Source organism: Ponticoccus sp. (in: a-proteobacteria) (genome assembly GCF_048381735.1).
In genome coordinates this window covers 412,125-436,720 of the sequence record NZ_JBLXGL010000002.1, presented here as the reverse complement: position 1 = coordinate 436,720, position 24,596 = coordinate 412,125, and the positions used below count along the sequence as shown (strand labels likewise).

The 24,596-nt window shown below is 68.1% G+C and carries 23 protein-coding genes; 9 read left to right on the top strand and 14 right to left on the bottom strand.

All coding sequences use genetic code 11. From position 1 onward, the window contains the following. Positions 1–83 precede the first annotated feature (83 nt). Positions 84–2,549 (bottom strand): mechanosensitive ion channel domain-containing protein, encoded by a 2,466-nt coding sequence (locus ACN5KJ_RS06390; protein ID WP_418592721.1) that lies wholly within the window; start codon positions 2,547–2,549, stop codon positions 84–86. Positions 2,550–2,743: 194 nt separating this feature from the next. Between ACN5KJ_RS06390 and ACN5KJ_RS06385 the strand changes: the two genes are divergently transcribed. The 4 genes from ACN5KJ_RS06385 to ACN5KJ_RS06370 all read left to right on the top strand — a co-directional run bounded on the left by ACN5KJ_RS06385 (position 2,744) and on the right by ACN5KJ_RS06370 (position 5,292). Next, on the top strand, positions 2,744–3,505 hold the full coding sequence (locus ACN5KJ_RS06385) for a potassium channel family protein (protein ID WP_418592719.1): 762 nt from the start codon (positions 2,744–2,746) through the stop codon (positions 3,503–3,505). Continuing rightward, the gene (locus ACN5KJ_RS06380) at positions 3,502–3,993 is read left to right on the top strand and encodes an N-acetyltransferase family protein (RefSeq protein WP_418592717.1); all 492 of its coding nucleotides are present in this window, start codon (positions 3,502–3,504) and stop codon (positions 3,991–3,993) included. The genes ACN5KJ_RS06385 and ACN5KJ_RS06380 overlap by 4 nt, the downstream gene beginning before the upstream one ends. Positions 3,994–4,062: 69 nt before the next feature. Next, positions 4,063–4,464: a hypothetical protein gene (locus ACN5KJ_RS06375; RefSeq protein ID WP_347166402.1), complete on the top strand. Its 402-nt coding sequence runs from the start codon at positions 4,063–4,065 to the stop codon at positions 4,462–4,464. A 120-nt stretch (positions 4,465–4,584) separates the two neighbouring features. Next, complete coding sequence (locus ACN5KJ_RS06370) at positions 4,585–5,292, top strand: NYN domain-containing protein (RefSeq protein WP_347166401.1); 708 nt, start codon at positions 4,585–4,587, stop codon at positions 5,290–5,292. Between the two features lie 293 nt (positions 5,293–5,585). Here ACN5KJ_RS06370 and ACN5KJ_RS06365 read toward each other — a convergent pair whose 3' ends face one another. From ACN5KJ_RS06365 to argH, 5 genes are all read right to left on the bottom strand, one after another. Next, a complete protein-coding gene (locus ACN5KJ_RS06365) occupies positions 5,586–8,165 on the bottom strand; it encodes a DUF4175 domain-containing protein (protein WP_418592715.1) in 2,580 nt (859 codons plus the stop codon). A 39-nt stretch (positions 8,166–8,204) separates the two neighbouring features. Then, complete coding sequence (lysA, locus tag ACN5KJ_RS06360; RefSeq protein ID WP_418592714.1) at positions 8,205–9,470, bottom strand: diaminopimelate decarboxylase; 1,266 nt, start codon at positions 9,468–9,470, stop codon at positions 8,205–8,207. A 229-nt stretch (positions 9,471–9,699) separates the two neighbouring features. Further along, positions 9,700–10,008 carry a DUF2834 domain-containing protein gene (locus ACN5KJ_RS06355; protein ID WP_418592713.1) on the bottom strand — a complete coding sequence of 103 codons (309 nt, stop codon included), beginning with the start codon at positions 10,006–10,008 and terminating at the stop codon, positions 9,700–9,702. Then, positions 10,008–10,148, bottom strand: coding sequence for an argininosuccinate lyase (locus tag ACN5KJ_RS06350; protein WP_418592711.1), 141 nt, complete (start codon positions 10,146–10,148; stop codon positions 10,008–10,010). Before ACN5KJ_RS06350 ends, ACN5KJ_RS06355 begins: the two co-directional genes overlap by 1 nt. Next, a complete protein-coding gene (argH, locus tag ACN5KJ_RS06345) occupies positions 10,145–11,533 on the bottom strand; it encodes an argininosuccinate lyase (protein WP_347166398.1) in 1,389 nt (462 codons plus the stop codon). The genes ACN5KJ_RS06350 and argH overlap by 4 nt, the downstream gene beginning before the upstream one ends. Positions 11,534–11,554: 21 nt before the next feature. Here argH and ACN5KJ_RS06340 point away from each other — a divergent pair, with 21 nt between their 5' ends. Then, positions 11,555–12,115 carry a TlpA disulfide reductase family protein gene (locus tag ACN5KJ_RS06340; RefSeq protein WP_347166397.1) on the top strand — a complete coding sequence of 187 codons (561 nt, stop codon included), beginning with the start codon at positions 11,555–11,557 and terminating at the stop codon, positions 12,113–12,115. A 140-nt stretch (positions 12,116–12,255) separates the two neighbouring features. Here ACN5KJ_RS06340 and ACN5KJ_RS06335 read toward each other — a convergent pair whose 3' ends face one another. The 8 genes from ACN5KJ_RS06335 to ACN5KJ_RS06300 all read right to left on the bottom strand — a co-directional run bounded on the left by ACN5KJ_RS06335 (position 12,256) and on the right by ACN5KJ_RS06300 (position 19,662). After that, complete coding sequence (locus tag ACN5KJ_RS06335; RefSeq protein WP_418592709.1) at positions 12,256–12,474, bottom strand: hypothetical protein; 219 nt, start codon at positions 12,472–12,474, stop codon at positions 12,256–12,258. A gap of 219 nt (positions 12,475–12,693) precedes the next feature. Continuing rightward, a complete protein-coding gene (locus tag ACN5KJ_RS06330; protein WP_418592707.1) occupies positions 12,694–13,353 on the bottom strand; it encodes an extensin family protein in 660 nt (219 codons plus the stop codon). Beyond that, the gene (locus ACN5KJ_RS06325) at positions 13,350–14,273 is read right to left on the bottom strand and encodes a prephenate/arogenate dehydrogenase family protein (RefSeq protein WP_347166394.1); all 924 of its coding nucleotides are present in this window, start codon (positions 14,271–14,273) and stop codon (positions 13,350–13,352) included. The genes ACN5KJ_RS06330 and ACN5KJ_RS06325 overlap by 4 nt, the downstream gene beginning before the upstream one ends. Next, positions 14,270–15,355 carry a histidinol-phosphate transaminase gene (gene hisC / locus ACN5KJ_RS06320; protein WP_418592706.1) on the bottom strand — a complete coding sequence of 362 codons (1,086 nt, stop codon included), beginning with the start codon at positions 15,353–15,355 and terminating at the stop codon, positions 14,270–14,272. Before hisC ends, ACN5KJ_RS06325 begins: the two co-directional genes overlap by 4 nt. Before the next feature lie 554 nt (positions 15,356–15,909). Further along, complete coding sequence (locus tag ACN5KJ_RS06315) at positions 15,910–16,704, bottom strand: SDR family NAD(P)-dependent oxidoreductase (RefSeq protein WP_418592705.1); 795 nt, start codon at positions 16,702–16,704, stop codon at positions 15,910–15,912. Next, positions 16,704–18,068 (bottom strand): TRAP transporter large permease, encoded by a 1,365-nt coding sequence (locus ACN5KJ_RS06310; RefSeq protein ID WP_418592703.1) that lies wholly within the window; start codon positions 18,066–18,068, stop codon positions 16,704–16,706. Before ACN5KJ_RS06310 ends, ACN5KJ_RS06315 begins: the two co-directional genes overlap by 1 nt. Next, positions 18,065–18,586, bottom strand: a complete 522-nt coding sequence (locus ACN5KJ_RS06305; protein ID WP_418592702.1) for a TRAP transporter small permease subunit — start codon at positions 18,584–18,586, stop codon at positions 18,065–18,067. The genes ACN5KJ_RS06310 and ACN5KJ_RS06305 overlap by 4 nt, the downstream gene beginning before the upstream one ends. A gap of 53 nt (positions 18,587–18,639) precedes the next feature. Next, complete coding sequence (locus ACN5KJ_RS06300; RefSeq protein WP_418592701.1) at positions 18,640–19,662, bottom strand: TRAP transporter substrate-binding protein; 1,023 nt, start codon at positions 19,660–19,662, stop codon at positions 18,640–18,642. A gap of 164 nt (positions 19,663–19,826) precedes the next feature. Between ACN5KJ_RS06300 and ACN5KJ_RS06295 the strand changes: the two genes are divergently transcribed. Genes ACN5KJ_RS06295 through ACN5KJ_RS06280 form a run of 4 tightly spaced genes read left to right on the top strand, consistent with a single transcriptional unit; the run spans position 19,827 to position 24,281 of the window. Continuing rightward, positions 19,827–20,672, top strand: coding sequence for an IclR family transcriptional regulator (locus ACN5KJ_RS06295; protein WP_418592699.1), 846 nt, complete (start codon positions 19,827–19,829; stop codon positions 20,670–20,672). Beyond that, positions 20,669–21,838 carry an acetyl-CoA acetyltransferase gene (locus tag ACN5KJ_RS06290; protein ID WP_418592697.1) on the top strand — a complete coding sequence of 390 codons (1,170 nt, stop codon included), beginning with the start codon at positions 20,669–20,671 and terminating at the stop codon, positions 21,836–21,838. The genes ACN5KJ_RS06295 and ACN5KJ_RS06290 overlap by 4 nt, the downstream gene beginning before the upstream one ends. Next, positions 21,835–23,445 (top strand): acyl-CoA synthetase, encoded by a 1,611-nt coding sequence (locus ACN5KJ_RS06285; protein WP_418592695.1) that lies wholly within the window; start codon positions 21,835–21,837, stop codon positions 23,443–23,445. The genes ACN5KJ_RS06290 and ACN5KJ_RS06285 overlap by 4 nt, the downstream gene beginning before the upstream one ends. Continuing rightward, positions 23,442–24,281: a hypothetical protein gene (locus tag ACN5KJ_RS06280; RefSeq protein WP_418592694.1), complete on the top strand. Its 840-nt coding sequence runs from the start codon at positions 23,442–23,444 to the stop codon at positions 24,279–24,281. Before ACN5KJ_RS06285 ends, ACN5KJ_RS06280 begins: the two co-directional genes overlap by 4 nt. Positions 24,282–24,596: the final 315 nt, after the last annotated feature.

Genomic DNA, 24,596 nt, shown 5'->3' with positions numbered 1-24,596 from the left:
GCCAGCCCGCCCGGGCCGCCCAGACGGAAAGCGCCCCCCGCAGGCCTCTGCGGGGGGCGCCAGACAGCGTCTGACCGCAGACCTCAGCTTTCTTCCGGGGCCGTGCGGACGTGGAAGGGCTGGGTCGCGCCCTGCTTCGATTCGCCCAGGAAGATGGTCTGATGCGGGAAGGGGATCTCGATGTTGCGCTCGTCGAAGACCTGCTTGAGGTAGCCGTTGTATGCGCGCCCCACACCCCACTGCGTGCCCGGCTCGCACTTGATCCGGGCGCGCACCACGACGGCGCTGTCGCCGAAGGCATTCACGCCGAACCATTCCAGCTCGTCCATGATCTTCGCGGCCTGCTCGGGGTCGGCCCGCAGCATGTCGAAGGCATCGTGCATCGCCTGTTTCACATCCGCGATGTTCTCGCGGTAGGCCACGCCCATGTCGCAGACGAAATAGCCGAAATCGCGCATGAAGTTCGACACCATGTCGACCGAGGAGAAGGGGATCAGGTGATAGGCCCCGCTGACGTCGCGCAGCGAGACAGAGCGGATCGTCAGCTTTTCCACCACGCCGGTGGTGCTGCCCGCCGTCACCACGTCACCCACGTTCATCGCGTTCTCGAACTGGATGAAGATGCCGGTGATGATGTCCTGCACCAGCTTCTGCGCGCCGAAACCGATGGCAAGGCCCAGCACCCCGGCAGAGGCCAGAAGCGGCGCGATGTCCAGCCCGATCTCGGACAGCACGAACATCAGCGTGATCACGAAAAGCGCGATGGTGAAGGCGTTGCGGGCCAGCGTCAGCAGGGTCTTTTCCCGGGCCGTGGCGACGGTGCCGAACTCGGGGTTCAGGCGGTAATCCACCCAGGACGTCATGGCGACCCAGATGATGAAGGCGACCAGCAGCACCGCGCCGACCGAGAAGATCGTGCCGGTCAGGCGCAACCCGATCTGGCTGGCCATCCAGGCCCGCAGGTCGATCAGGTTGATGGCGTTCAGCGCAATGGCGACCACGCCGACGAAGATCAGCGCCCGCAGCACGAAAAGCGCCTTGGGCACGAAGGTGTTCAGCCGCCGCTCCAGAAGCGGCAGGCGGGCGTTCACGGTCTCGGGCAGTTGCACGCCGCGGACCATGGCGCGGGTCAGGATACCCGACAGGGTGATGCCCAGCAGGATGACCACCAGCACCTGACCCGAGTTCATGAGCGACCGGAAGGCGGCATCGGCGGGCTGCACCAGCACCAGCATCAGCATCACCACCAGATACAGCAGCACCGGCCAGTGCCAGTGCCGCATCAGGAAACCCAGCGCGCCCCCGCGCCGCTGGTCCGGCTCGGCGTCGGCTTCGGGCTCTGCCATCGGAAACTCCTCTGGCGTGTCCTCGGTCTCCGGCGCCTCCGCCGTGGAAAGGCGGCGCTCTGCCGGCATCGGCCCCTCGGCCAGGACAGAGCCATCCGCCGCAACCGCCCGTTCCGTCAGGACGGCGCCTTCCTCGACCACGATCCCGTCCTCGGTCACGGTCGCGGGGGTTCCGGTCTGGGCAAGGTGCTGCTCTGCCGCGTGGTGGTGGACGGGCTGCGCGCCGCGCTGCAGCCACTCGGCCACGGGCCTGCGGTTGCGCAGCACCATCCAGATGGCGATCGCCACGACCACCAGCGCCACCAGCGCCGAGAGCGCGCGACCGGCGGCCAGCGAGACATTGGCATTGAGGATCGGCACCACCAGAAGCTGGCCATAGCCGACAAGGCTGATGATCCAGTTCAGCCGGCTTGCCAGATAGGCCGCCGCCTCGTCCGAAACCGGAAGCGGGCGCAGGTCGCGGGCGCTGGGGGACAGGGCCATGCGCATGACGACCTTGGCCATCTCGACCAGCAGGAAGGCATTGAGATACAGCGTCTGGCGAATGCCGATCTCGCCGAAGTTGCCCAGAAACAGCGTGGCGATCAGGTAGCCGGTGGCCCAGGCGACGACGACGATCAGCGCGTCGATCAGCCCCGAGGCAAGGAACAGCATGACCGTCCGGACCACCCCGCTTTCCGCCGCGCTGGCCCCCATGCGCCGGTACAGCGCCTTGCCCATGCGCCGCAGCACCAGATAGACCGCCACCGTCACGACGATGATCAGCGCAAGCTGTTGCAGCGCCTCGACCAGCACACCCGCCTCGTTGCCGCTGAAGCCGTCGAAGACAGCGGGGATGGTGTTCAGCTGCGCCCAGAGCGCGGCCAGACGCGCGGCAGAGCTTTCCGCCACCTCCTGCGTGATCAGGGCAATGCGGCGGCTGAAGGACAGCGCTTCGGGCGGCGGCGCCTGCTCTCCGGCAAGGGCATCCACGACCCCGTCGCCGACCGGTTTCTCCGCCGTCTGCTGCGCGGCGCGCAATTCCTCGATCAGCGCGGCGCGGCTTTGGTCATCCTCGATGACGTCCAGCAGCAGATCGAGGCTGCTGGGCGGCGGCGGCGTCGCCTCTGCGTCCTGAGCCAAGGCGCCGGAAGGCGAGAGGGACCCCAGCGCCAGCGCCACAAGCGCGGCAAGGGTCAAGAGCCAAAATCTGAATATCGTCATGTCACCACGTGTCTTGTCGTTCTGCCCGGCAGGGGCGCCCCGGTGTTCTGCCTGCGGAAGCATGCGACCGGCCCGGGGCCCTGCGCCCCACTGTCCAGCGCGGACATAGCCCGGGGCAGGCCGGATACCAGCCAAAGCTTGGCGGCAGGGGCGGTTTCTGCCAGTTTCAGCCCAAACGACATCAGGATAACGCGATGCGCAACCGGATAAGGGGCCTTTATGCCGGAGACAGCGACGCGGCGCACAGGTTCCGCTATGCGCTTCTGGCCTTCGACGTGGTCACGATCCTCTATGTGATCCTGACCTCCTTCTCGAACCACGGGCCGGTGGTCGAAACCATCGACGTGCTCTTCGGCATCGTCATCCTCGCCGATTTCTCCGCGCGGATCTGGATCTCGACCAACCGCTGGCGGCTGCTGACCCGGCTGAACACCATCGCGGACATGGTGGCCATCGTGTCCTTTCTGGCGCCGCTGGCAGGCGAGGGGCTGGGCTTCATGCGCGTGCTGCGGACGCTGCGGCTGCTGCACACCTACCAACTGTCGCAACGGCTGCGGCAGGATTTCCCCTACTTCCGGCGCAACGAGGACATCATCCTTGCCGTCCTGAACCTGTCGGTCTTCATCTTCATCATGACCGGGCTGGTCTACGCGACTCAGCACCTGACCAACCCGCAGATCCGCAACTTTGCCGATGCGCTCTATTTCACCGTGACGGCCCTGACCACCACCGGCTTTGGCGACATCACCCTGCAGGGCACGCTGGGGCGGATGATCTCGGTTGTGGTGATGCTGTTCGGGATCACCCTGTTCCTGCGGCTGGTGACCGTGCTCTTCCGGCCCGACAAGCTGCGCGTGCCTTGCACCCGCTGCGGGCTTGTGCTGCACGATGCCGACGCGGTGCACTGCAAGCACTGCGGCAAGGTCATGAACATAGAAACGGAGGGCCAGCTATGAGCCTGACCCTGAGAGAAGCGGCACGCGGCGCCGACGATGCGCTGGTCTGGGAGATCATCCGCCCGACGGTGGAAAGCGGCGCCTATTTCTGCGCCGACCCCGACGGCGGGATCGCGGGCGGGCTGGCCTATTTCTGGCCCGAGACCGCCCGGGTCTGGATTGCCGAAGAGGCCGGGGAGCCGCTGGGCTGCTTCTACCTGCGGCCCAACCAGCCCGGCAACGGCAGCCACGTCTGCAATGCCGGATACTGCACCACCGGGGCGGCCCGCGGGCGCGGCGTGGCGCGGCGGATGCTGGATGCCTCGCTGGACGAGGCGCGGCGGCAGGGCTTCGCCGCCATGCAGTACAACTTTGTCGTGGCCACCAACACGCGGGCCATAGAGATTTGGCAGCGCGCCGGGTTCCAGACCGTCGGCCGCCTGCCCGGCGCCTTCCGGCATCCGGACAAGGGCCGCGTGGATGCTCTGGTGATGTTCAAGGAACTATGACCGCGCAAATGAACTTTCAGCCCCGGCAGGGCGTTGGCGTGCAGAACCTGTGACGAAAGGACTGACCCCATGACCCTGACCAAAACCGCCATCGTCGGCGCTGCCATGATCCTCGGAACCGCCGCTGCCGCCCAGCAGGCGCCCTACCTGACCCTGAACGTCGGCGAGATGTCGCGCGAGGTTTCGAACCAGGAGGTTCTTCTCAGCGAGCTCGAGGCGACCCCCGCAGGCCCGACCCTCGGCGTCGACCTGACACCGGATGCGGCGCTGTGGCTGACCGAGGCCGTGGCCGCCAACCCGGGCGCCCAGATGAGCATGTCGATCTGCGGCAACAAGCTGGTGACCCCGCTGGTCGGCGACATGATCACCGACGGCTCGATGAAGGTGACCGGCTCGATGGAAACCTTCGAACCGCTCTATGCCAGCCTGACCGATGGCGTGGTCGATTGCACCGTGCTGCCCGAGATGTGATCGGCGCCGGAACCTGAACGACGCGAGGCCGGGGATTGTCCCCGGCCTTTGTCGTTTCCCAACCCGGCCCTCGCATCCGCGGCCCCGCCGGGTTAGGAAGGCACCAACAACGGAGGCCACATGGCAGACAGCAAGCTCCTGGCGGTCCTGATCGACGCCGACAATACATCGCCGCGCTACACCAAGGCGATCTTCGACGAGATCGCGACACTGGGCGAGGCCTCGGTCCGCCGGTGCTACGGCGATTTTTCCAGCCAGCAGATGTCGGGATGGAACAAGGTGCAGGCGGAATTCGGTCTGGTGCCGCACCACTCGCCCGCCAATACCGTCGGCAAGAACGCCAGCGACATCGCGCTGGTGATCGACGCGATGGACCTGATGCACCGCGACCGCTTCGACGGCTTCGTGCTGGTCTCGTCGGATTCCGACTTCACCCGGCTGGCCAGCCGCATCCGCGAACAGGGCCTCGATGTCTTCGGCATGGGCATGCAAAAGACCCCGGACGCCTTCCGAAAGGCCTGCAAACGGTTCATCTTCCTGGAAAACCTCGACAGCGCACCCGAAAAGGGCACCGAGGCGAAGCCGAAGAAAAAGCACGACCTGACCGAGGTGCGCGACCTCATCTTCAAGGCGATGGATGCAATCGAACAGGACGACGACTGGTATCGCCTGGGCGACATCGGCCAGGTGATCACGGCGGCAAACCCGGATTTCGACACGCGCACCTACGGCAAGCGCAAGCTCTCCGACCTCGTGGGCGAGTTGAAGGTCTTCGAGACCCGAAAATCCTCCTCCGGCAACCAGCTTCTGGTGCGGCGCGTGGACTGAGGCCTCCCGCCGCCCGGCCGCGACACGAAGATCCTGCCGGGCCTTCGAACCAACTGCGCTGCGCCCCCCGCAGCAGCCCGCGTCCAGCCGAAGGCCGCGCCGCCCCCCTCTTCTTTGGTCTTCCAAATACCCTCGGGGGAGCGCCGCAGGCGCGGGGGCAGAGCCCCCTCTTCCGGGACAACGGGCGTCCACGAATGCTTTACCGACTCACCATAGGGTAGAGGGCGGTAGGGAGGGGGAACATTGAAAACCCGCAAAGCCACCGCGCGGTGGCCCGGCGCCGCGGGCGCGTCTCAGAACCGGTCCAGCAGCCTTTCCAGGTAATCGCGTTCCTCCTGCGACCGGTCCGCATCGCCCGACCGACGGCGCAATTCGCCCAGCAGTTCCTCGGCCCGGCGATAGACGTCCTCGCCCTGCAACAGCCCTTCGTCGGTGCCGACCCGCCCCGAGTTGCCGGAATCGCGGCCCAGCGGATCGCGCTGTTCGCGCGGGTCGCCGCCCTCGGCAAAGCCCTGCTGGCCGCCGCCCTGCTGCTCCTGCTGCTGCTCGGCCATGGCCTCGCCAAGGCTGCGGATGCCCTCGCGCAGCGCCTCCATGGCCTGACTCTGGCGGTCGATGGCCTCGGCCAGGTCGCCGTCGCGAAGCGCCCGCTCGGCCCCGTCCATGGCTCCCTCGGCGCGCTCCAGCGCCTGCCCGGCGCGCTCTCCGGCTTCGCTGCCCTGCCCCGGCAGGTTCCGGCGCTGGCGGTTCAGCTCGTCCCGCAGCGCCTGCTGACGCTGGGCAAGCCCGTCCTCCAGCGACCCCTCGCCGCCCTGACCCGGCTGCCCCTCGGCGCGGTCCCGGCCCTGGCCCTGACCGGGTTGCTGGCCGGGCTCTTGCCCCGGTTGCTGACCGGGCGGACGCCCGCCCTGCTGGCCCTGGTTCAGGTCGCGGAACGCCTCGTCGGACAGCTCCTGCTGGTCGCGCAGCGTCTCGGACAGGCCCTCCATCGCCTGCTCGCCCGGCGACTGCCCGCCCTGGCCCTGCCCCTGGGTGATCTGCATGTTCTCCAGCATCTCCTGCAGCTGGCGCATCGCCTCGGCGGCCTCGGCCATGCGGCCCTCTTCCATCAGCTCCTGGATGCGGTCCATCATGCGCTGGATGTCGTCCTGCGACATCTCCACCATGTCCTGCGGATTGCCGCCCTGCTGCATCTCGGGGTTCTGTTCCCGCTGGCGCTGCTGTTCCTGCGCCAGCTGGCGCATGTAGTCGCGGGTCGCCTCGCGCAGCTCCTGCATCAGCTCGGCGATCTCCTGCTCCGAGGCGCCGTTCTTCATCGCCTCTTCCAGCCGCTCCTGCGCGCGCTGCATGCGCTGGCGCGCGTCCTCCAGGTCGCCCTCTTCCATCTCCAGCGCCAGATCCCAGAGCGCCCGGGCGATCTCCTCCTGCTGGGCGTCGGTAAAGCCGTAGGGCGCCAGCGTCTCGATCCGCTCCATCAGCAGCCGCGTCCGCAGCGCCATCATGTCCTTTCGAAACAGCTCGTCGGGCCGGTTCAGCACCGCCCGCAGGGTCACCGCGATGTCCTCCGCATTCAGGCGGTTCCACAACAGCGCCTGCCGCTGCTCGATCACCGCCGCCGCAACCGGGTCGAAGAAGCGCCGCCCGGGCAGCGTCAGATACTCCGGTTCCGACAGGCCGCGCTGGCCGCGCCCGTCCTCGACCCCAAGCTCCAGCCGCACCGGCAGGTTGGCCCAGGCATGTTCCGAGAAATTGGCCACCAGCGTTTCGGTGAATTCGGACCGGGCGCCGGTGACCGGCATCGGCAGGGGCACCTCGATCACCGGGCGCGCTTCGGGGTCGATGGCACGGCCATAGCGCCGGTCGACCGCCTCCAGATCCAGCGCGATCCGCGCGACGCCCGCAACGACGCCATGGTCGTCGGTCCCGGCAAAGGGTATCTGCGCCTCGCCCTCGTAGCTGGTCTCGATCTCGCCCTCGCGCCGCACCGAGGGTGCCTCGTCGGGCACCATGGCAATCTCCCAGACCCGCCCGCCGGGGCCGTCGACGGCCACCTGCCCAGAGTGCAGCACCTCGAAATCCTGCGCCGTGTCCTGCGCATCGGCCTCGCTCAGATCCCGGCCCGACACATCCTCGGTCACCGACAGGGCGCCCACCTCGCCATACATGCGCAGGGTGATCTCGGCGCCCTCGGGCACCGACAGGGCGCCGGTGATGTCGTTCAGGTAGACCGTCGGCAGGCGCGTGTAGGACGGCGGCTGCATCCAGCCTTCCCAGGCCGGGCCCTGCGCCAGATCCGGCCCGCCTGCCCCCATAGAGGTCACGGATTGCACCCGCATCAGCGACCCGAAGAGGATCGCCACCGACAGCACCAGCAGCGCCAGGTAGCGCAGCGCAAAGGGATCGGCCGCGGCGACCCGCATGTCCGGCTCGACCGCGCGCGCCTCTTTCAGGCGGTCGCGCATGCGGAACTGATGCGCATGCCAGACCGCCAGCGAGGCCGCGTCTCCGGCGCCGATGGCCTGCCTGTCCAGCGCCGCCTGAATGGGGTTGCCGTGCATCGTCCGGTCAAGCCGCGCCAGCGCCTCGCCGCGCGTGGGCCAGCGGAACATCCGCAGCCCCCGCCACAGCGCCCAGGCGGCCCCGGCCAGCAGCGCAAGCCCGGCGCCCCAGACCCATTCCACGGCGACCTCGTCCTGCAGCCCCAGCATCAGCAGACCCAGCGCCACGAATGCCAGGGACCACAGCGGCCAGAAGGCCCGGATTCCGCGCTCCGCCACCATGCCGGCGCGCGTCAGCGCCAGCGGCCAGCGAAGCGTGCGGAAAATTCCCTGTGCGGAGGTCTGACGGTCGGTCGTGGCGCGGTCAGGGGCCATGTCGCTCCTCGCAAGCTGGATGCCTGCAAGGAGGATACCCTACAGCCATGCAGGGATCGTATCGCGGTTTATCATCTCGTCAAAGGTCGGCCGGGCGCGAATGACCGAGAATTGATCGGCTCGAACCAGCACCTCGGGCACCAGCGGACGCGAGTTGTACTCGCTCGCCATGACCGCGCCATAGGCCCCGGCAGAGCGGAACGCCACGAGATCCCCGGCCTTGACCGGCGGCAGGTCGCGGCCCTTCGCAAAGGTGTCGCCGCTTTCGCAGACCGGGCCGACCACGTCGAAGGGCGCCATCTCGACACCCGGCGCCGCCTCGATCACCGGCACGATGTCGTGATGCGCCTCGTACATGGCGGGCCGCAGCAGGTCGTTCATCGCCGCGTCGAGGATCAGGAAATTGCGCCCCTCGCCCTCTTTCACGTAGATCGTGCGGGACACCAGAATGCCCGCGTTGCCGACGATCAGCCGCCCCGGCTCGATCTCGATCTCGCAGCCCAGGTGGCCGACGGTGCGCTGCACCATGGCACCGTAATCCGTGGGCAGCGGCGGCGCCTCGTTGGACCGCGTGTAGGGAATGCCCAACCCGCCGCCCAGATCCAGCCGCGTGATCTCGTGGCCATCGGCGCGCAGCACCTCGGTCAGCTCGGCGACCTTGCGATAGGCCTGCTCGAAGGGCTCCAGCTGCGTCAGCTGGGATCCGATATGCACGTCGATCCCCACCACCTTCAGCCCGGGCAGCGAGGCCGCCTCGGCATAGGCGGCCCGCGCCTTGGCGATGGGAATGCCGAACTTGTTCTCGGACTTGCCGGTGGCGATCTTGGCGTGGGTCTTGGCATCCACGTCCGGGTTCACCCGCAGCGCGATGGGCGCCTCGACCCCCAGCGCCGTGGCGATGCGCGAAATCGCCCGCATCTCCGGCTCGCTCTCGACGTTGAACTGGCGGATGCCGCCCTGCAGGGCGGCGCGGATCTCTCCCTCGGTCTTGCCGACACCGGAAAACACGATCCGCTCACCCGGCACGCCCGCCGCCCTGGCGCGGGCGTATTCCCCGCCAGAAACCACGTCCATCCCGGCGCCCTCCTCCGCCAGCGTCTTCAGGATCGCCTGGTTCGAGGCCGCCTTCATGGCATAGCAGACCAGATGCGGCCCCCAGGCCAGCGCCTCATCGAACAGCCGGAAATGCCGCACGAGGGTCGCGGTGGAATAGAGGTAAAAGGGGGTCCCCACCTGCTCGGCGATCTCGGCCACCGGCACGTCCTCGGCCCAAAGCTGCCCGCCCCGGTAGATGAAATGATCCATTGCGCCCTCCTGGAAACACGCGCCGCTCTACCGCAAAGCCCCGGGCCGCAAAACCCCCGATTTCGCGGGCTTGCGGTCACCCCGCAACAAGGCCTTCGACGTGCCATGCGTTACAAATCGCCCGGAAACTCTCGCGCGCGTCGCCCTTCTCTGGTCCGAAAATACCGCGGGGGGGAGGCTGAAGGCCGGGGGGCAGAGCCCCCCTCATCTCGCGCGGGCTGACACGGGATCAGACCGGCCGGGACCGGAACCACAGGTACAGCGGCAAGCCGCAGCTGACACCGATGCAGAAGGTCGCAGGGATCGCCAGCAGCGCCACCCAGTTGCGGCGCACCGCGACCTCGGCCAGCACCCACAGCGTCAGGGTCACCGCGGCGATGGTCAGATCCCAGGTCAGCCCGCGCGTGGCGTCGGTAACGAACCACGCGTCGACCAACCCCGGCAGGTCCCAGCCGTTGGCGGACAGCCAGCGCAGGAAATAGGCCATCGGATGCACCGCACCCCAGACCGCCAGCGCCAGCCAGAAATGCCGCAGCATCAGCGGCTGCCGATGCCGACCTTGGCGGTGCCGGTCACCGTGACACCGGCCTTCTCGCCCGTCCCGGGGCGCTCCGGTTCGCCATCGGCGCCGCAGGCCGCAAGCGTGGCCATGACAAGGATCAGTCCAAGCCGTTTCATTGCAGAATCTCCTTCCAGCGCGCCACCTGCGCACGCACCTGCGCGGGCGCCGTGCCGCCGTAGCTGACCCGCGAGGCCACCGAGTTGTGCACCCCCAGCACGTCGAAGATGCCCTCGGTGATCGCCCCGTTCACCCCCTGCATATCCGCAAGCGTCAGGTCCGGCAGGTCGCAGCCGCGGCTTTCGGCCATGGCCACAAGCGTCCCGGTGACGTGATGCGCCTCGCGGAAGGGTAGCCCGGTTTCGCGCACCAGCCAATCCGCCAGGTCGGTCGCGGTCGAGAAGCCCGCCGAGGCGGCGGCCTCCAGCGCGGGCACATTGGCGGCCATGTCGCGGACCATGCCCTCCATCGCGGCCAGCGCCAGCATCCAGTTGTCGGCGGCGTCGAAGACCTGTTCCTTGTCTTCCTGCATGTCCTTGGAATAGGCCAGCGGCAGCCCCTTCATCACCATCATCAAGGCCACATTGGCCCCGAAGATCCGTCCGATCTTGGCGCGGATCAGCTCTGCCGCGTCGGGGTTCTTCTTCTGCGGCATGATCGACGAGCCGGTCGAGAAGCGGTCCGACAGGGTGACAAAGCGGAACTGCGCCGAGGACCAGATCACCAGCTCTTCGGCGAAGCGCGACAGGTGCATGGCGCTGATCGAGGCCACCGACAGGAACTCCAGCGCGAAATCGCGCGCCGACACCGCGTCGAGCGAGTTCGCCATGGGCGCGGCGAAGCCCAGTGCCTCGGCGGTCATCTGGCGGTCGATGGGAAAGCCGGTGCCGGCCAGCGCGGCGGCGCCCAGCGGCGATTCGTTCATCCGCTTGCGGGCATCGCGGACCCGGGACAGATCGCGCGAGAACATCTCGACATAGGCCATCATGTGGTGGCCCCATGTCACCGGCTGCGCGGTCTGCAGATGCGTGAAGCCCGGCATCACCCAGTCGGCCCCGGCCTCGGCCTGCGCCAGCAGCGCCTTCATCAGCGCCTCCAGCCCGGCCTCGGCGGCGTCCAGCTGGTCGCGTACCCAGAGGCGGAAATCGGTCGCCACCTGATCGTTGCGCGACCGGCCCGTGTGCAGGCGGCCCGCCGGTTCGCCGATGACCTCTTTCAGCCGCGCCTCGACGTTCATGTGGATGTCTTCCAGCGCGGTCGAGAATTCGAAGGTTCCGCCCTCGATTTCTGACAAGACCGTGAGCAATCCTTTCCGGATCGCCTCGGCATCGCTATCACTGAGGATGCCCGTGGCAGCCAGCATGGCGGCATGGGCCCTCGACCCGGCGATATCCTGCGCCGCGAGCCGCTTGTCGAACCCGATCGAGGCGTTGATCGCCTCCATGATCGCGTCCGGTCCGGCGGCAAAGCGACCGCCCCACATCTGGTTCGAGGTCTTCGACATGCCCTGTCCTTCGGAGGTCAAATGAATAAGCTGGTTCACGCGCTGCTCTATACCGCCACACTGGCGCTTGCAAACCCGGCGCTGGCCGATGTCGAGGCCGCCAAGGCCTCTGCCACGGGCGACATGAAGAAGCTGGTCTGGCACAGCGACCCCGACCCGGCCTCGGATACGGGTTTCATCACCTTCGACGAGAAGCCGCTGACGCTGGCCGACTGGCAGGGCAAATGGGTTGTGGTGAACTTCTGGGCGACCTGGTGCGCGCCCTGCAAGAAAGAGATGCCGATGCTCTCGGCGCTGCAATCCGACATGGGCAGCGAGACCTTCGAGGTCGTGACCATCGCCACCTCGCGCAACGCGCCCGCCAAGATGCAGGACTTCTTCGAGGAAATCGGCGTCGACAACCTGCCGCTGCACCGTGATCCGCAATCGGCGCTGGCGCGGTCCATGGGCGTGCTGGGCCTGCCGGTGACGCTGATCCTGAATCCCGAGGGCGAGGAAGTCGCCCGCCTGACCGGAGAGGCCGACTGGGCCTCGGACGAGGCGCGCGCGATGCTGACGGCGCTGACAGGCGCGGGATCGTGAACAAACCCCCGGGCCTTGCGGTCCGGGCGCCCACCCCCCGGCTCGCGGGCCTTCGACCAGATCACGATCCACGCGGGACGGGCCTTTGGTCCCCGCAGAGCCATGCCGCTGTGAAACCCGGCCGCAGGGCAGAAGCGGTCTTAGACCTGTCTGAGCATGCCCGGGCGGTAGATCACCGGCGCGGGTTCGGCCTCGGGTTCGGGCGCGGCCCCGGTATCGGTTTCCGTGGCGGGCGGATGGCAATCGGGACCCGGAGCGACACGCTGTTCCACGGCTGACGCATCCCCCCGAAAGGGGCTCATCGTGTAAGCCAGCGATGCCGGGATGGCCAAGGCAAGGGCCAGGAACAGGGTGCGCATGTCGTCTTGTCGCTCCGGGTCGTCGGCCCCCACCGACAGGGGCAAACTGGGCGGAATTACGGCAGCGGGCAACAGGGTTTCGCCACAAACCGCCGATAGCGCGCCGCGCCGGAAACAATCCGCCCCCAGGGCGCGGACCGTTGCGCATGCATGTGTGGTTGGCAGCAGCCGCCTGGCCAGGGGGGGCGAATCACACTCCTGCGAAAGCCCGCCGCCGGATCACCGGCAATAGGCACCGTTTCCGTGTTGCGCGATGTCGAAGTGGAAGTGGTCTTCGTGGTGGCCGTCGGATCCCGGCCCCAGCACCGTGCCGAAGATTCCGCAGGCCCGGCTGTGCATGGTCTTGAGGTCCGGCCCGTAGGTCTTGGAGCGCCAGTCGTTCAGCACCGTGAACTGCGTGCCGTCGCGCAGGTGGATCGCAGAGATGTCGATGGCCCGGCCCTTGGCATGTTCGGACAGGCGCGCGCCCCGCTTGTGGTTGCGCGTCCGGCAGGCGTAATGCGCCGCGACCCGCAGCTCTCCGATGCCGCCGCCCTTGGCGCCCACCGCCGGCACCGCCGCCACCTGCAACCATTGCTTCAGCGCCTTGGCGGTGCCGCATTCGATGGTGGCCGACTGGCTCAGGCCGATGTGCCCCACCGCCCGCAGCCGCACCGCGTTCTCGACGCCGCAGCCGCCCGGTCCGGGAATGTCGCCGATGGCCTCGCCCACCAGCAGCGGGTCGCCACAGAGCCCCCCGCCCTCGACAGAGCCGTCCTTGCCGAAGGCGGCGGCGAAGAGGGCCTTCATGCCCGCGACCCCCTCCTTGGCCCGGTCCTTCGCGCCCCCGCAGCCGGATAGCATCAGGGCAAGCATCAGGGTCAGGGCAATCGGTTTCACGGGTCTACCTTCGCACGGCCAAAGTCCGGTTTATCCGTATCCTGTCCGGCCTGCAGAATGCCACGGCGGATGGCCCGGGTGCGGGTGAAATAGGCGTGAAGCTGCTCACCGTCGCCCGTCCGGATGGCGCGTTGCAGGGCGAAAAGCTCTTCGGTGAAGCGGCCCAGCATCTCGATGGTGGCTTCCTTGTTGGTCAGGAAGACATCGCGCCACATGGTCGGATCGCTCGCCGCGATGCGGGTGAAGTCGCGAAACCCGGCGGCAGAGAACTTGATGACCTCTTTCTCGGAGACCTTCGACAGGTCGTCGGCCACGCCCACCATGGTGTAGGCGATGAGGTGCGGGATATGGCTGACCACGGCGCAGACGAGGTCGTGGTGGTCGGCCTCCATCCGCTCGGTATTGGCGCCCAGCCGGTGCCAGAACGCCTCCAGCCGCGCGACATCCGCCTCTGGCGTGCCGGGGGTCGGCACGATCAGGCACCAGCGGTTGTCATAGAGCGAGGCAAAGCCCGCGTCCGGCCCGGAATGCTCTGTCCCGGCCATGGGGTGCGCGGGTACGAAATGGACACCCTCGGGGATGTGCGGCGCGACCTCTTCGATCACCGTGCGCTTGACGGACCCCACGTCGGTCACCGTGCAGCCGGGCTTCAGGTGCGGCGCGATCTCGCGGGCCAGCGGGCCCATCGCGCCCACCGGCACGGCCAGCACGACAAGGTCGGCGTCCTGCACCGCCTCGACCGCGCTGTCGCAGACCACGTCGCAGAACCCCAGCTTGCGCGTCTTGTCCCGGCTTTCGGCAGAGCGCGCATAGCCGCGGATCTCGCCCGCCACATCGTCGCGGCGGCAGGCCCAGGCAATCGACCCGGCGATCAGGCCCAGCCCCAGCAGCGCAACCTTTTCGTAGACCGGCGTGCTCATCGCGCGCCGGCCTTGAACTGCCCCACGCAATAGGCCACGCGACGGCACGAGGCCTCGTCCCCCACGGTGATCCGCAGGCAGTTGGGCAGGTTGTAGCCCGCCACGCGCCGCACGATCAGCCCCTGCGTCTGCAGGTAGGCGTCGCAGGCCTCGGCCTCTTCGCGGCTGCCGAAACGGGCCAGCACGAAATTCGCCGTCGAGGTGTCGCAGGGCACGCCGTGCTCGGCCAGCGCCTCGGACAGCCAGGCCCGCAGGCGGGTGTTGTCGTCACGGCACTTCTCGACATAGGCGGTGTCGCGCACGGCGGCCTCGGCGGCGGCCAGCGCGGTGCTCGACAGGTTGAACGGCCCGCGCACGCGGTTCAGCACGTCAATGACGTGCTTCGGCGCATAGCCCCAGCCGACGCGCAGCCCGCCCAGCCCGTAGAGCTTCGAGAAGGTCCGCGTCATCACCACGTTGTCGCGCATCTCGACCAGCCGCGCGCCGCCGTCGTAGCCCTCGACATATTCGGCATAGGCGCCGTCGAGCACCAGCAGGCACTGCGGCGGCAGCCCCTCGGCCAGCCGCTCGATCTCGGCCAGACCGATCATCGTGCCGGTCGGGTTGTTGGGGTTGGCGATGAAGACCAGCCGCGTGTTCTCGTTGCAGGCATTCAGGATCGAATCCACATCCGTCACCCGCTCACGCTCGGGCACCTCGACCGGCGTGCCGCCCGCCGCCAGCGTGCTGATGCGGTACATGGCAAAACCGTGTTCGGTGTGGATCACCTCGGTACCCGGCCCGGCATAGGCCTGGCAGAGAAAATGGATGACCTCGTCCGAGCCGACGCCGCAGATGATCCGCGCCGCATCCAGCCCGTGCATCTCGGCAATCGCCTGCCGCAGCGCGGCATGATCGGTCGAAGGATAGCGGTGCAGCTCATGCACGGTCCGCCGAACCGCCTCCTGCGCCGCCGGGCTGGGGCCGTAGGGGTTCTCGTTCGAGCTGAGCTTGACCACGTTGCTGACGCCCTCGACGGTGGCCTTGCCGCCTTCGTAGAGCGCAATTTCCATGATCCCGGGCTTGGGTTCGATCTGTGCCATGCCGTTCTCCTTGACCCGGGTTGCATACCTGCCGGGCCGGGCCAAGAAAAGCCGGAAACGGGCGTCAATCCGCGCCGGTCCGGCGATGCCCGCGCCGTGTTTTCCGGGGCGCTTGCGATGAAAGCCGGTTTGCGGCCTTTCCGGCCCGTGTCGGCCTGACCGGGGCCGCGATCTTTCCCGCGCCCCGCCAGATCGGGCGCCGCAGGCCGCTGACCAGCGTCGTCCCGCCGGGCCCGGCCATCCGCGCGCCGATGCCGGGCGACCGGGGGCCGATGATCGTCGCCCAGGGCGACAGCGCGGGGAGGCTGCGGGCCTTCGGCAACGAAGGCCGTTTCGCGGCGCTGACCGCAGGGGCCGGGCTTGTCGGCCCGGTCACCCGGCATGGCGGCAGGCGCGATCCCCCGCCCCGCCGCCGGTCTCGCGCCGGTCGCGGGCGGGCGGAAAGCCCTTCGCAGCGCAGCGGTCGGGTTGATCCCCGTGGCCGAAAAGGGCTTTCCCCCCGGCGGCGACGGCAGCGCGACAGCGCTGGCGTCCCGGCAGGAAGCCCGCGCGCCCTACCCGCCTGCCGAACCGAAGAGCGTGCCCATCCCGCCGTCGACGCGCAGGTCCACCCCGGTGACGAAGCCCGCCGCGTCCGAGGCAAGGAACAGCGCCGCTTCTGCCACGTCCCAGGCCGTGCCCTGACGGCCCATCGGCACCTTGGCGGCGCGCGCCCTGGCCAGCGACTCGGGGTCGGTGCCCGGGCCGATGAAGCTGGCCGCGTGCGGCGTGTCGATCATGCCCGGCAGCACGCAGTTGGCCCGCACGCCGCGATGCGCGTATTCGATGGCCACCGACTTCGACAGCCGCTGCAGCGCCGCCTTCGACGCCTCGTAGCCCACGTAGCGATACGGCCCGTTCGATTCCCCCGCCAGGCTGGAGATATAGACGATGGCGCCGCCGCCCTGCTCGAGCAGCGGCAGGGCCGCCTGCGTGCAATGGAAGGCCGCGTCGAGGTTCACCGCGAAGACCTTCTGCCAGTCCGCGAAACCGGTCTGTTCGACGCCGCCCGGCGTGCTGATGCCGATGTTGAAATGCAGGATGTCGAGGCCGCCCATGGCGCGCGCCGCCTCTGCCATGCCCTGCGCGGCCCCGGCGTCCGTCATGTCCCCGGCAAAGACCTCTGCCGCGCCGCCCTCGTCGCGGATCAGCGCCGCCGTCGCCTCGGCGGCCTGGGCATTGCGGTCGACGCAGAGCACCGTGGCGCCCTCGCGGGCGTAAAGCACCGCCGCCGCCTTGCCGTTGCCCCAGCCCTCGCCGACCGATCCGGCGCCGATCACCACGGCGTATTTGCCCGCGACCCGGCCCATCAGTCGAACACCTTGTTCGGCAGCCACATCGCCAGATCCGGCCATGCGATGGCGACGCCAAGGATCACCAGCTGGATCAGCACGAAGGGGATGATGCCCCGGTAGATGTCGCGCATCGACAGCAGGTTGCCCGCCGCGCCCTTCAGGTAGAACAGCGCAAAGCCGAAGGGTGGCGTCAGGAAGGAGGTCTGCAGGTTCAGCGAGACGAGGATCGCGAACCAGTAGATCATGTCGCCCCGCGCCACGTGCTCGCCCAGGTCCATGACCTGCACGATGGGCGCGAAGATCGGCAGCATGATCAGCGTGATCTCGATCCAGTCGAAGAAAAAGCCCATGACGAAGATCATCGCCATCATCGCCATCAGCAGGCCCCAGTCACCGAAGGGCAGCGCATTGGCGCTTTCGACGATGAAGTGCTCTCCGCCGACCTTGCGGAAGATATAGCTGAAGGCGGTGGCGCCGACGAAGATGAAGAACAGCATCCCCAGCGACCGGATAGAGCCATCCATGCTGTCCGACAGGGTGGCGCGGTTCAGGCGGCCGCGCAGCGCCCCCAGCAGCAGCGCCGCGCAGACGCCCACACCCGAGGCCTCGGTGGGCGTGGCGATGCCGCCGAGGATCGAGCCCAGCACGGCAACGATCATCACCAGCGGCGCCAGCACCGATTTCAGCGATTCCAGCCAGAGCCCCGCGCGATCCTCGTCCGAGGCGGGCTGGCGCGGCGCAAGCGAGGGTTGCAGGAAAGACCGCAGGACGATGTAGATCACATAGGCGCCCGACAGCAGCAGACCGGGCATCAACGCGGCGACGAACAGGCGGCCCAGCGAGATCGACAGAAGATCGCCCATGAAGACCAGCATGACCGAGGGCGGGATCAGGATGCCCAGCGTCCCGGCGCTGGCCACGGTCCCGGCGGCGAGACCCTTGTCATAGCCGCGCTCGACCATCGTGGGGATCGCCAGCGCGGTCAGCATGACGACAGAGGCGCCGATGATGCCGGTCGCGGCGGCAAGGATCGTGCCCATCAGCACCACCGCCAGCGCAAGACCGCCGGGCACCACGCGCATCAGCCGTTGCAGCGTCAGCAAGAGATCCTCGGCGATGCGCGTCTTCTCCATGATCAGGCCCATGAAGATGAACATCGGCGCGGCCACCAGCACCGCGTTCTCGATGGTGCCGGAAAAGATCCGGTTCGGCAGCAGCGTCGCGTGAACCAGCCGCATGTCGCCGGTCCAGACCGCAAGCAGGCCGAAGACCAGCGAGATGCCCATCAGCATGATCGCGACGGGGGCGCCCGAGAACAGCGCCACCACCAGCGACAGGAACATCGCGCCGGGCAGCGCGGCGGAAACCAGCTCGATCATATCCGCGGCTCCAGGTCGGGATTCTTCAGCGCGGCAAGGCAGCGGAACAGCACCGAAAGCCCGCCGAAGATGGTCAGCACGGCGCCAATGGGAATGGCGGATTTCACGATCCAGCGGTTCGGCAGGCCGACCCCGCCCGGCGATCCCTCACCGCGCTGGAAGCTGCGCAGGGTGAAATCGTAGCCGTACCATGTCAGCAGGGCCATGAAGGGGATCAGGAAGGCCACGATGGCCACGATCTCGAACCACAGCCGGGTGTTGCGGCGCATGTGCTGGCTGATCAGGTCGATGCGGACGTGGGCGTTCTCGACGTAGGCATAGCCGAAGCACAGAACCGCGATGGCGCCGTGCAGATGCCATTCCAGTTCCTGCAGCTTGAACGAGCCGGTGGAGAAGAACCGCCGCCCGATCACGTCGTAGAGGATGACGGCCATCAGCACCAGCAGCAGCCAGCCGCAGAGTTTGGCCACCGCCCGGCAGGGCAGCGCCAGCCGTTCGGACAACGTCAGCAAATCCATGGGAAACCTGTAGGGGAAGGGCCGGGCGGCACATCAGCCGCCCGGCGGGAGTGTTACTTGATGTAGGCGAGGTCAGCCCACTTCGCGAAGTCCTGGCGGAACTGCGACAGGCTTTCCCACGCGCGCTTGAAGTCGGCGTCGGCTTCGGACTGCTCGGCCACGACTTCGTCCCAAGCGCCGCGGAAGGCGTCCATCATCTCGTCGTTCCACTGGTGGACCGTGACGCCCGCCTCTTCCAGCTGGGCCAGCGGCTCAAGCTGCTTGGCCTCGCCCTCGGCAGAGGTCAGGGCGACATTGGCCGCGCAGGCAGTCTGGATCGCGAACTGCTTCTGCTCGTCCAGACCGTCCCAGACGTCCTGGTTGATGATGAAGGTGATCAGCGAGGTCTGCTGGTGCCAGCCGGGGAAATAGTAGTTGCCGGCGTAGTCGTTCATCGACACGGACTTGTCGATCAGCGGGAAGCTGACCTCGGCGGCGTCGATGGTGCCCAGACGCAGGCCGGTCAGCGTATCGGCCACCGGCATCGACTGCGCTTCGACGCCCAGCTTCTGCATGACGTTGGCGCCAAGGCCGAAGATCCGCATCTTCACGCCCTGAAGGTCTTCGGGCTTGTTGATCTCGTTGGCGAACCAGCCCGAAGCCTCGGGGACGAGGATGGTGCAAAGTTCGGTGTGGATGTTGTAGGGCTCGGTGATCTCGGCCCACAGTTCCTTGCCGCCGCCCTCATACCACCAGGCGGTGTATTCACGCACGTCCGGACCGAAGGGCACGGCGGTGAAGATCGCGGCAGAGGGGATGATGCCCTGCGCGAAGCCCGGAGAGTACCAGCCCGCGTCGACCGCGCCGGTGGAGATCGCGTCCCACATCTCGTTGCCGCCGACGATGGCGCCCGGTTCGTTGAACTCGATGTTCAGCTCGCCGCCGGTCAGCTTGGACACCTGCTCGGTCAGGGTGACACCGCTGCTGCCCAGAAGCGGCAGCGAGGACGGGTAGATCGACTGCATCACCAGGTCCTGCGCATGGGCCGCGCCGGTCAGCGCCATGGACAATGCCACGGCAGAGGTCAGGGTCTTCATGGGGTCTCCTCCAGACTATGTTTTCGCGTCCATATGGTGGACGTCTTCTGTTGGCCGGCAGCCTAAGCGGGCCTGCGGGGGAGTGTAAACAGAAAAGTGCCGGCCTCTTGCCAAGCTTGGGATGATCGCGCACGATTGGCCGGAGCGAGGAGAGACCCATCCACATGATGGACATGTATGAGACCCCCGGCAAAGAGGCTGGCGGCGCGCAAAGCGTCGACCGCGCCCTTGCGCTGCTGTCTCTGGTGGGTCAGGGCGGCGGCGCCCCGGTGCCGATGGCGCGGCTGACAGAGGCCACGGGCCTCAGCCGCCCTACCGTGCGGCGCCTGATGCTGGCGCTGATGCGCTCGGGGCTGATCGTGCAGGACGCGGGCAGCCGCGCCTATGCGCTGGGGCCGGAAAGCTACCTGCTGGGGGTGATGGCGCGGCGGCGGCTGGACGTGCTGAAGGTCGCGATGGACAGCCTTGTGCGGCTGGCGGACGAGAGCGAGGAAAACACCTATCTCTCGCTGCGCCGGGGCACCTATTCGGTCTGCGCCCACCGCGAGGAAGGCAGTTACCCGATCCGCACGCAGGCGCTGAAGACCGGCGACCGCCATCCGCTGGGCGTCGGCGCGGGCGCCATGGCGATCCTTGCCGCCCTGCCCGACTGCGAGCGCGCCGAGGTGCTCGAAGTCATCACCCCCATGCTGGCCGAGGGTTACCCCGGCTACACACCCGAGGTCGTGGCGGGGTGCATCGCGGACGCGCAGGCGCGCGGCTGGGCGCTGAACCCCGGCCTCTACCTGTCGAATTCATGGGCCATCGGCATGGCGGTGCGCGCGCCGGGCTTCGACGACCGCCCCGGCGAGGTGCTGGGCGCCGTTTCCATCGCCGCCATCGACACACGGCTGAAACCCGACCGGCAAGAGGCGCTGGCCGCGTTGCTGCGCCGCGAGGTCACACGCATCGAACAAAGACTGACACATCAGATGACGGGCACGGCCCGCCCCTTGGGAGGAAGACCATGACAGAGCAACCGCAGATCGTCGGCTGGGCGCATTCGAAATTCGGCAAGGCGCCCGAGGAAACCCTTGTCGCGCTGATGCAATCGGTGGTGCCGGACGCGCTGGCCCATGCCGGGATCGGCGCGCAGGACGTCGACGGCATCTTCGTCGGCACCTACAACAACGGCTTTTCCAAGCAGGCCTTCGAGGGCGCACTGGTCGGCATGGCGGTGCCTGAACTGGCAGTCGTGCCCGCCGTCCACATGGAAAACGCCTGTGCCACCGGGTCGGCGGCGCTGTACGGGGCGCTCGACTTCATCGCCGCCGGGCGCGGCAAGGTGGCGCTGGTGGTGGGCGCCGAGAAGATGACCGCCACCCCCGGCGCGCAGATCGGCGAGATCCTGATGACCGCCGCATGGGGCGAAGAGGAAAGCAGCGACGCGGGCTTTGCCGGTGTCTTCGGCCAGATCGCCGACGGCTATTTCCAGCGCTACGGCGACAATTCGATGGAACTGGCGATGATCGCCGCCAAGAACCACGCCAACGGGATGCTGAACCCCTACGCGCACATGCAGAAGCCCTTCACCGCCGAATTCTGCAACACGGTCAGCGACAAGAACCCCCGCGTGGCGGGTCCGCTGCGGCGCACCGACTGCTCGCTGGTGTCGGACGGCGCGGCGGTTCTGGTCGTGGCGCATCCGGACGTCGCCAAGGACCTCGCGCGGGGCATCGCCTTCAAGGCCCGCGCGCAGGCCAACGACGTGCTGGCGCTGTCGCGCCGCGACCCCTGCGAATTCGCCGGTCCCCGCCGCGCATGGGCGCAGGCGCTGGAGACGGCGGGCGTGACGCTGGACGACCTGAACATGGTCGAGACGCATGACTGCTTCACCATCGCCGAACTGCTGGAATACGAGGCCATGGGCCTGGCAGAGCGCGGTCAGGGCGGTCGGGTCATCCGCGAGGGCATCACCACCCGCGACGGCAAGCTGCCGGTGAACCCCTCGGGCGGGCTGAAATCGCGCGGCCACCCCATCGGCGCCACCGGCGTCAGCCAGCACGTCATGGCGGCGATGCAGCTCGACGGCTCTGCCGGTGACATGCAGCTGGGTGACGTGCGCATGGCGGGCGTCTTCAACATGGGCGGCGCGGCGGTGGCCTCTTACGTCTCGATCCTGGAGCGCGTGAAATGAACCGCGATCCGCGTCTTCCCTGGTCGACCCGCTCGCACAACCTTTCGCATTTCCTGACCAAGAACGCCGCCCGTCTCGGCGACCGTCCGGCGATCATCTGGCAGGATCTGACGATCACATGGGCCGAACTCGACGCCCGTGTCTCGGCGCTGGCCACGGCCTTCGTGCAGGACTTCGGACTGCAACCGGGCGACCGCGTGATGGTGCAAAGCGCCAACAACAACCAGATCACCGAGGTCATGCTGGCCTGCTGGCGCGCGGGCGTGGTCTGGGTGCCGTCGAACTTCCGCCAGCGCCCGGACGAGGTCGCCTATCTGGCGCAGAAGGCCGATGTCTCGCTGATGGTCTGCGAGGCGGCCTTTCCCGACCATGCGAGCGCCTGCGTCGAGGCCGCGCCCAGGCTGTCTGAGGTCATCTGCATCGGCGAGGGCTTCGGCACGCCCTATGATACGGTCATCTCCAGGCACCTCGGCTCCCATATGCCGAACGCCGCCGTGGACCGCGACGCGCCCTGCTGGCTGTTCTTCACCTCCGGCTCGACCGGCCGCCCCAAGGCGGTGGTGCTGACCCACGGGCAGCTGACCTTCACCGCGCTGAACCACCTGCACGACCTCGTGCCCGGCACCACACCCGAGGACATGAGCCTCGTGGTCGCGCCGCTCAGCCATGGCGCCGGGATGCACCAGCTGATGATGATCGCGGGCGGCGTCTGTTCGGTGCTGGTGCCGCCGGGGCGCTTCGACGTCGCCGCCGCATGGGAACTGGTCGAACGCTACAAGGTGACCAATATCTTCACCGTGCCGACCATCGTGAAGATGCTGACCGAACATCCCTCGGTCGACGAACACGACCATTCCAGCCTGCGCTACGTGATCTACGCGGGCGCGCCCATGTACCGCGAGGACCAGAAGCACGCGCTGCGCAAGCTGGGCAAGGTGCTGGTGCAATACTTCGGCCTTGGCGAAGTGACCGGCTGCATCACCGTGCTGCCGCCGCACGACCACCACATCGAGGACGGGCCCGAGGCGCGCATCGGTTCCTGCGGGATCGAGCGCACCGGGCTGCATGTCTCGATTCAGGACGACGATGGTCGCGAATGCGCGCCCGGAGAGACCGGAGAGATCTGCGTCGCCGGTCCCGCCGTCGCGGCGGGCTACTACATGGACGACGCCGCGAACGAGAAATCCTTCCGCGACGGCTGGTTCCGCACCGGCGACCTCGGCCACATGGATGCAGAGCGGTATCTGTATATCACCGGCCGAAGCTCGGACATGTACATCTCGGGCGGGTCGAACGTCTACCCGCGCGAGATCGAAGAGATCATGCTGACCCACCCGGCGCTGTCAGAGGTCGCGATCCTCGGCGCGCCGCATCCGCGCTGGGGCGAGGTCGGGCTGGCGGTCTGCACCTGCGAACCGGGCCAGAACGTCACGGCAGAGGAGCTGGCCGCGATGCTGGAACCGAAGCTGGCCAAGTATAAGCTGCCGCAGCGCTACGTCTTCCTCGATGAGATGCCCAAGACCGGCTACGGCAAGATCACCAAGAAGCTGGTGCGCGAGGAACTGGAAGCGCGCGGCCTCTGGCCGGAACCGGAGGCGGTGTCATGAACGTCACCCTCGACAGCCGCGAGATCATCCGCCACCCCGGCACCCCCGCGCCGCAGCCCTGGACCATGGCGCGCGGCACCGCGAAGACGCTGCAGGTGACTCTGCCCAAGGGCGCGGTGCTGATGCAGGCGGTCGCCGAAGCCATGGACGCGGCGGGCGCCGAGTCGGGTGTGATCGAGGTCGAAGGCCTGGTGATCGGCCCCTACCGCTTTGTCGGGCCGGGCCCGTCCTCGGACGGGCTGCACGCGGCATGGTACAGCCCGCCGCGCGGCGGCGACCGGGCCAGGATCACCGACGGCACCGCCATCGTCGGGCGGCGCGACGGCGCGTGGTGGCTGCATTGCCACGCCGTGTGGCAGGATGGCGACACCGCATGGTGCGGCCACCTGCTGCCGGACGAGGTGACGCTGGCCGAAGAGGCCACCGTGACTCTGCACATGATCACCGGCGCGGTCTTCGACGTCTCGATGAACGAGGAAACGCGCTTTCCGATCTTCCACCCGACGCGGGGCCGCGACACGGGCAATGCCGTGCTGGCCAAGCTGGCGCCGCACAAGGACATCACCGAGGCGGTCGAGGAAATCGCCGCCGCCGCCGGTTTCGCGCGCGCCCGGGTGCTGGGCATCGGCAGCCTGATCGGCGCGGTCTTCCATCAGGGCACGCCCATGGCCTCGCCGATCTCCGAGGTGCTGATCCTGCCCGGCGCCACCACCGGGGCGGAGACACATCTGCCCATGCACTGCGTCGATCCCGACGACGCGCAGTTCCGGGGCGCCATGGTGCGGGGCAAAGGCCCGGCCTGCGTCACCTTCGAACTGATGCTGATCGAGATATGACCCCGCTGGCTCCTGTCCGGGCCGGACCACGGGCGGCGCGCCTGCGGCGCCGGAAGACCCCCGGTCCCGGTCAGGCCCCCTGCCCGCGCGGGGGCGCGCCCTGATCGCCACCCGGCCGTCCCGCGGGGTCGGCCGCACCCGCCTGCGCAGCCGTGACAAAGGGGCCGAATCCGCAGGGCGTTGACCACGGGTCACCAAGCATAGGTCACCCTTGAAATCCGGTCTTCGGGCTATACAGGATAGCCGCGCTACCGGCGCCCTCCCCAAGGTCACAGGCGGCAATTGAACCGACAGAATTCCCGAATGCCAGAACAA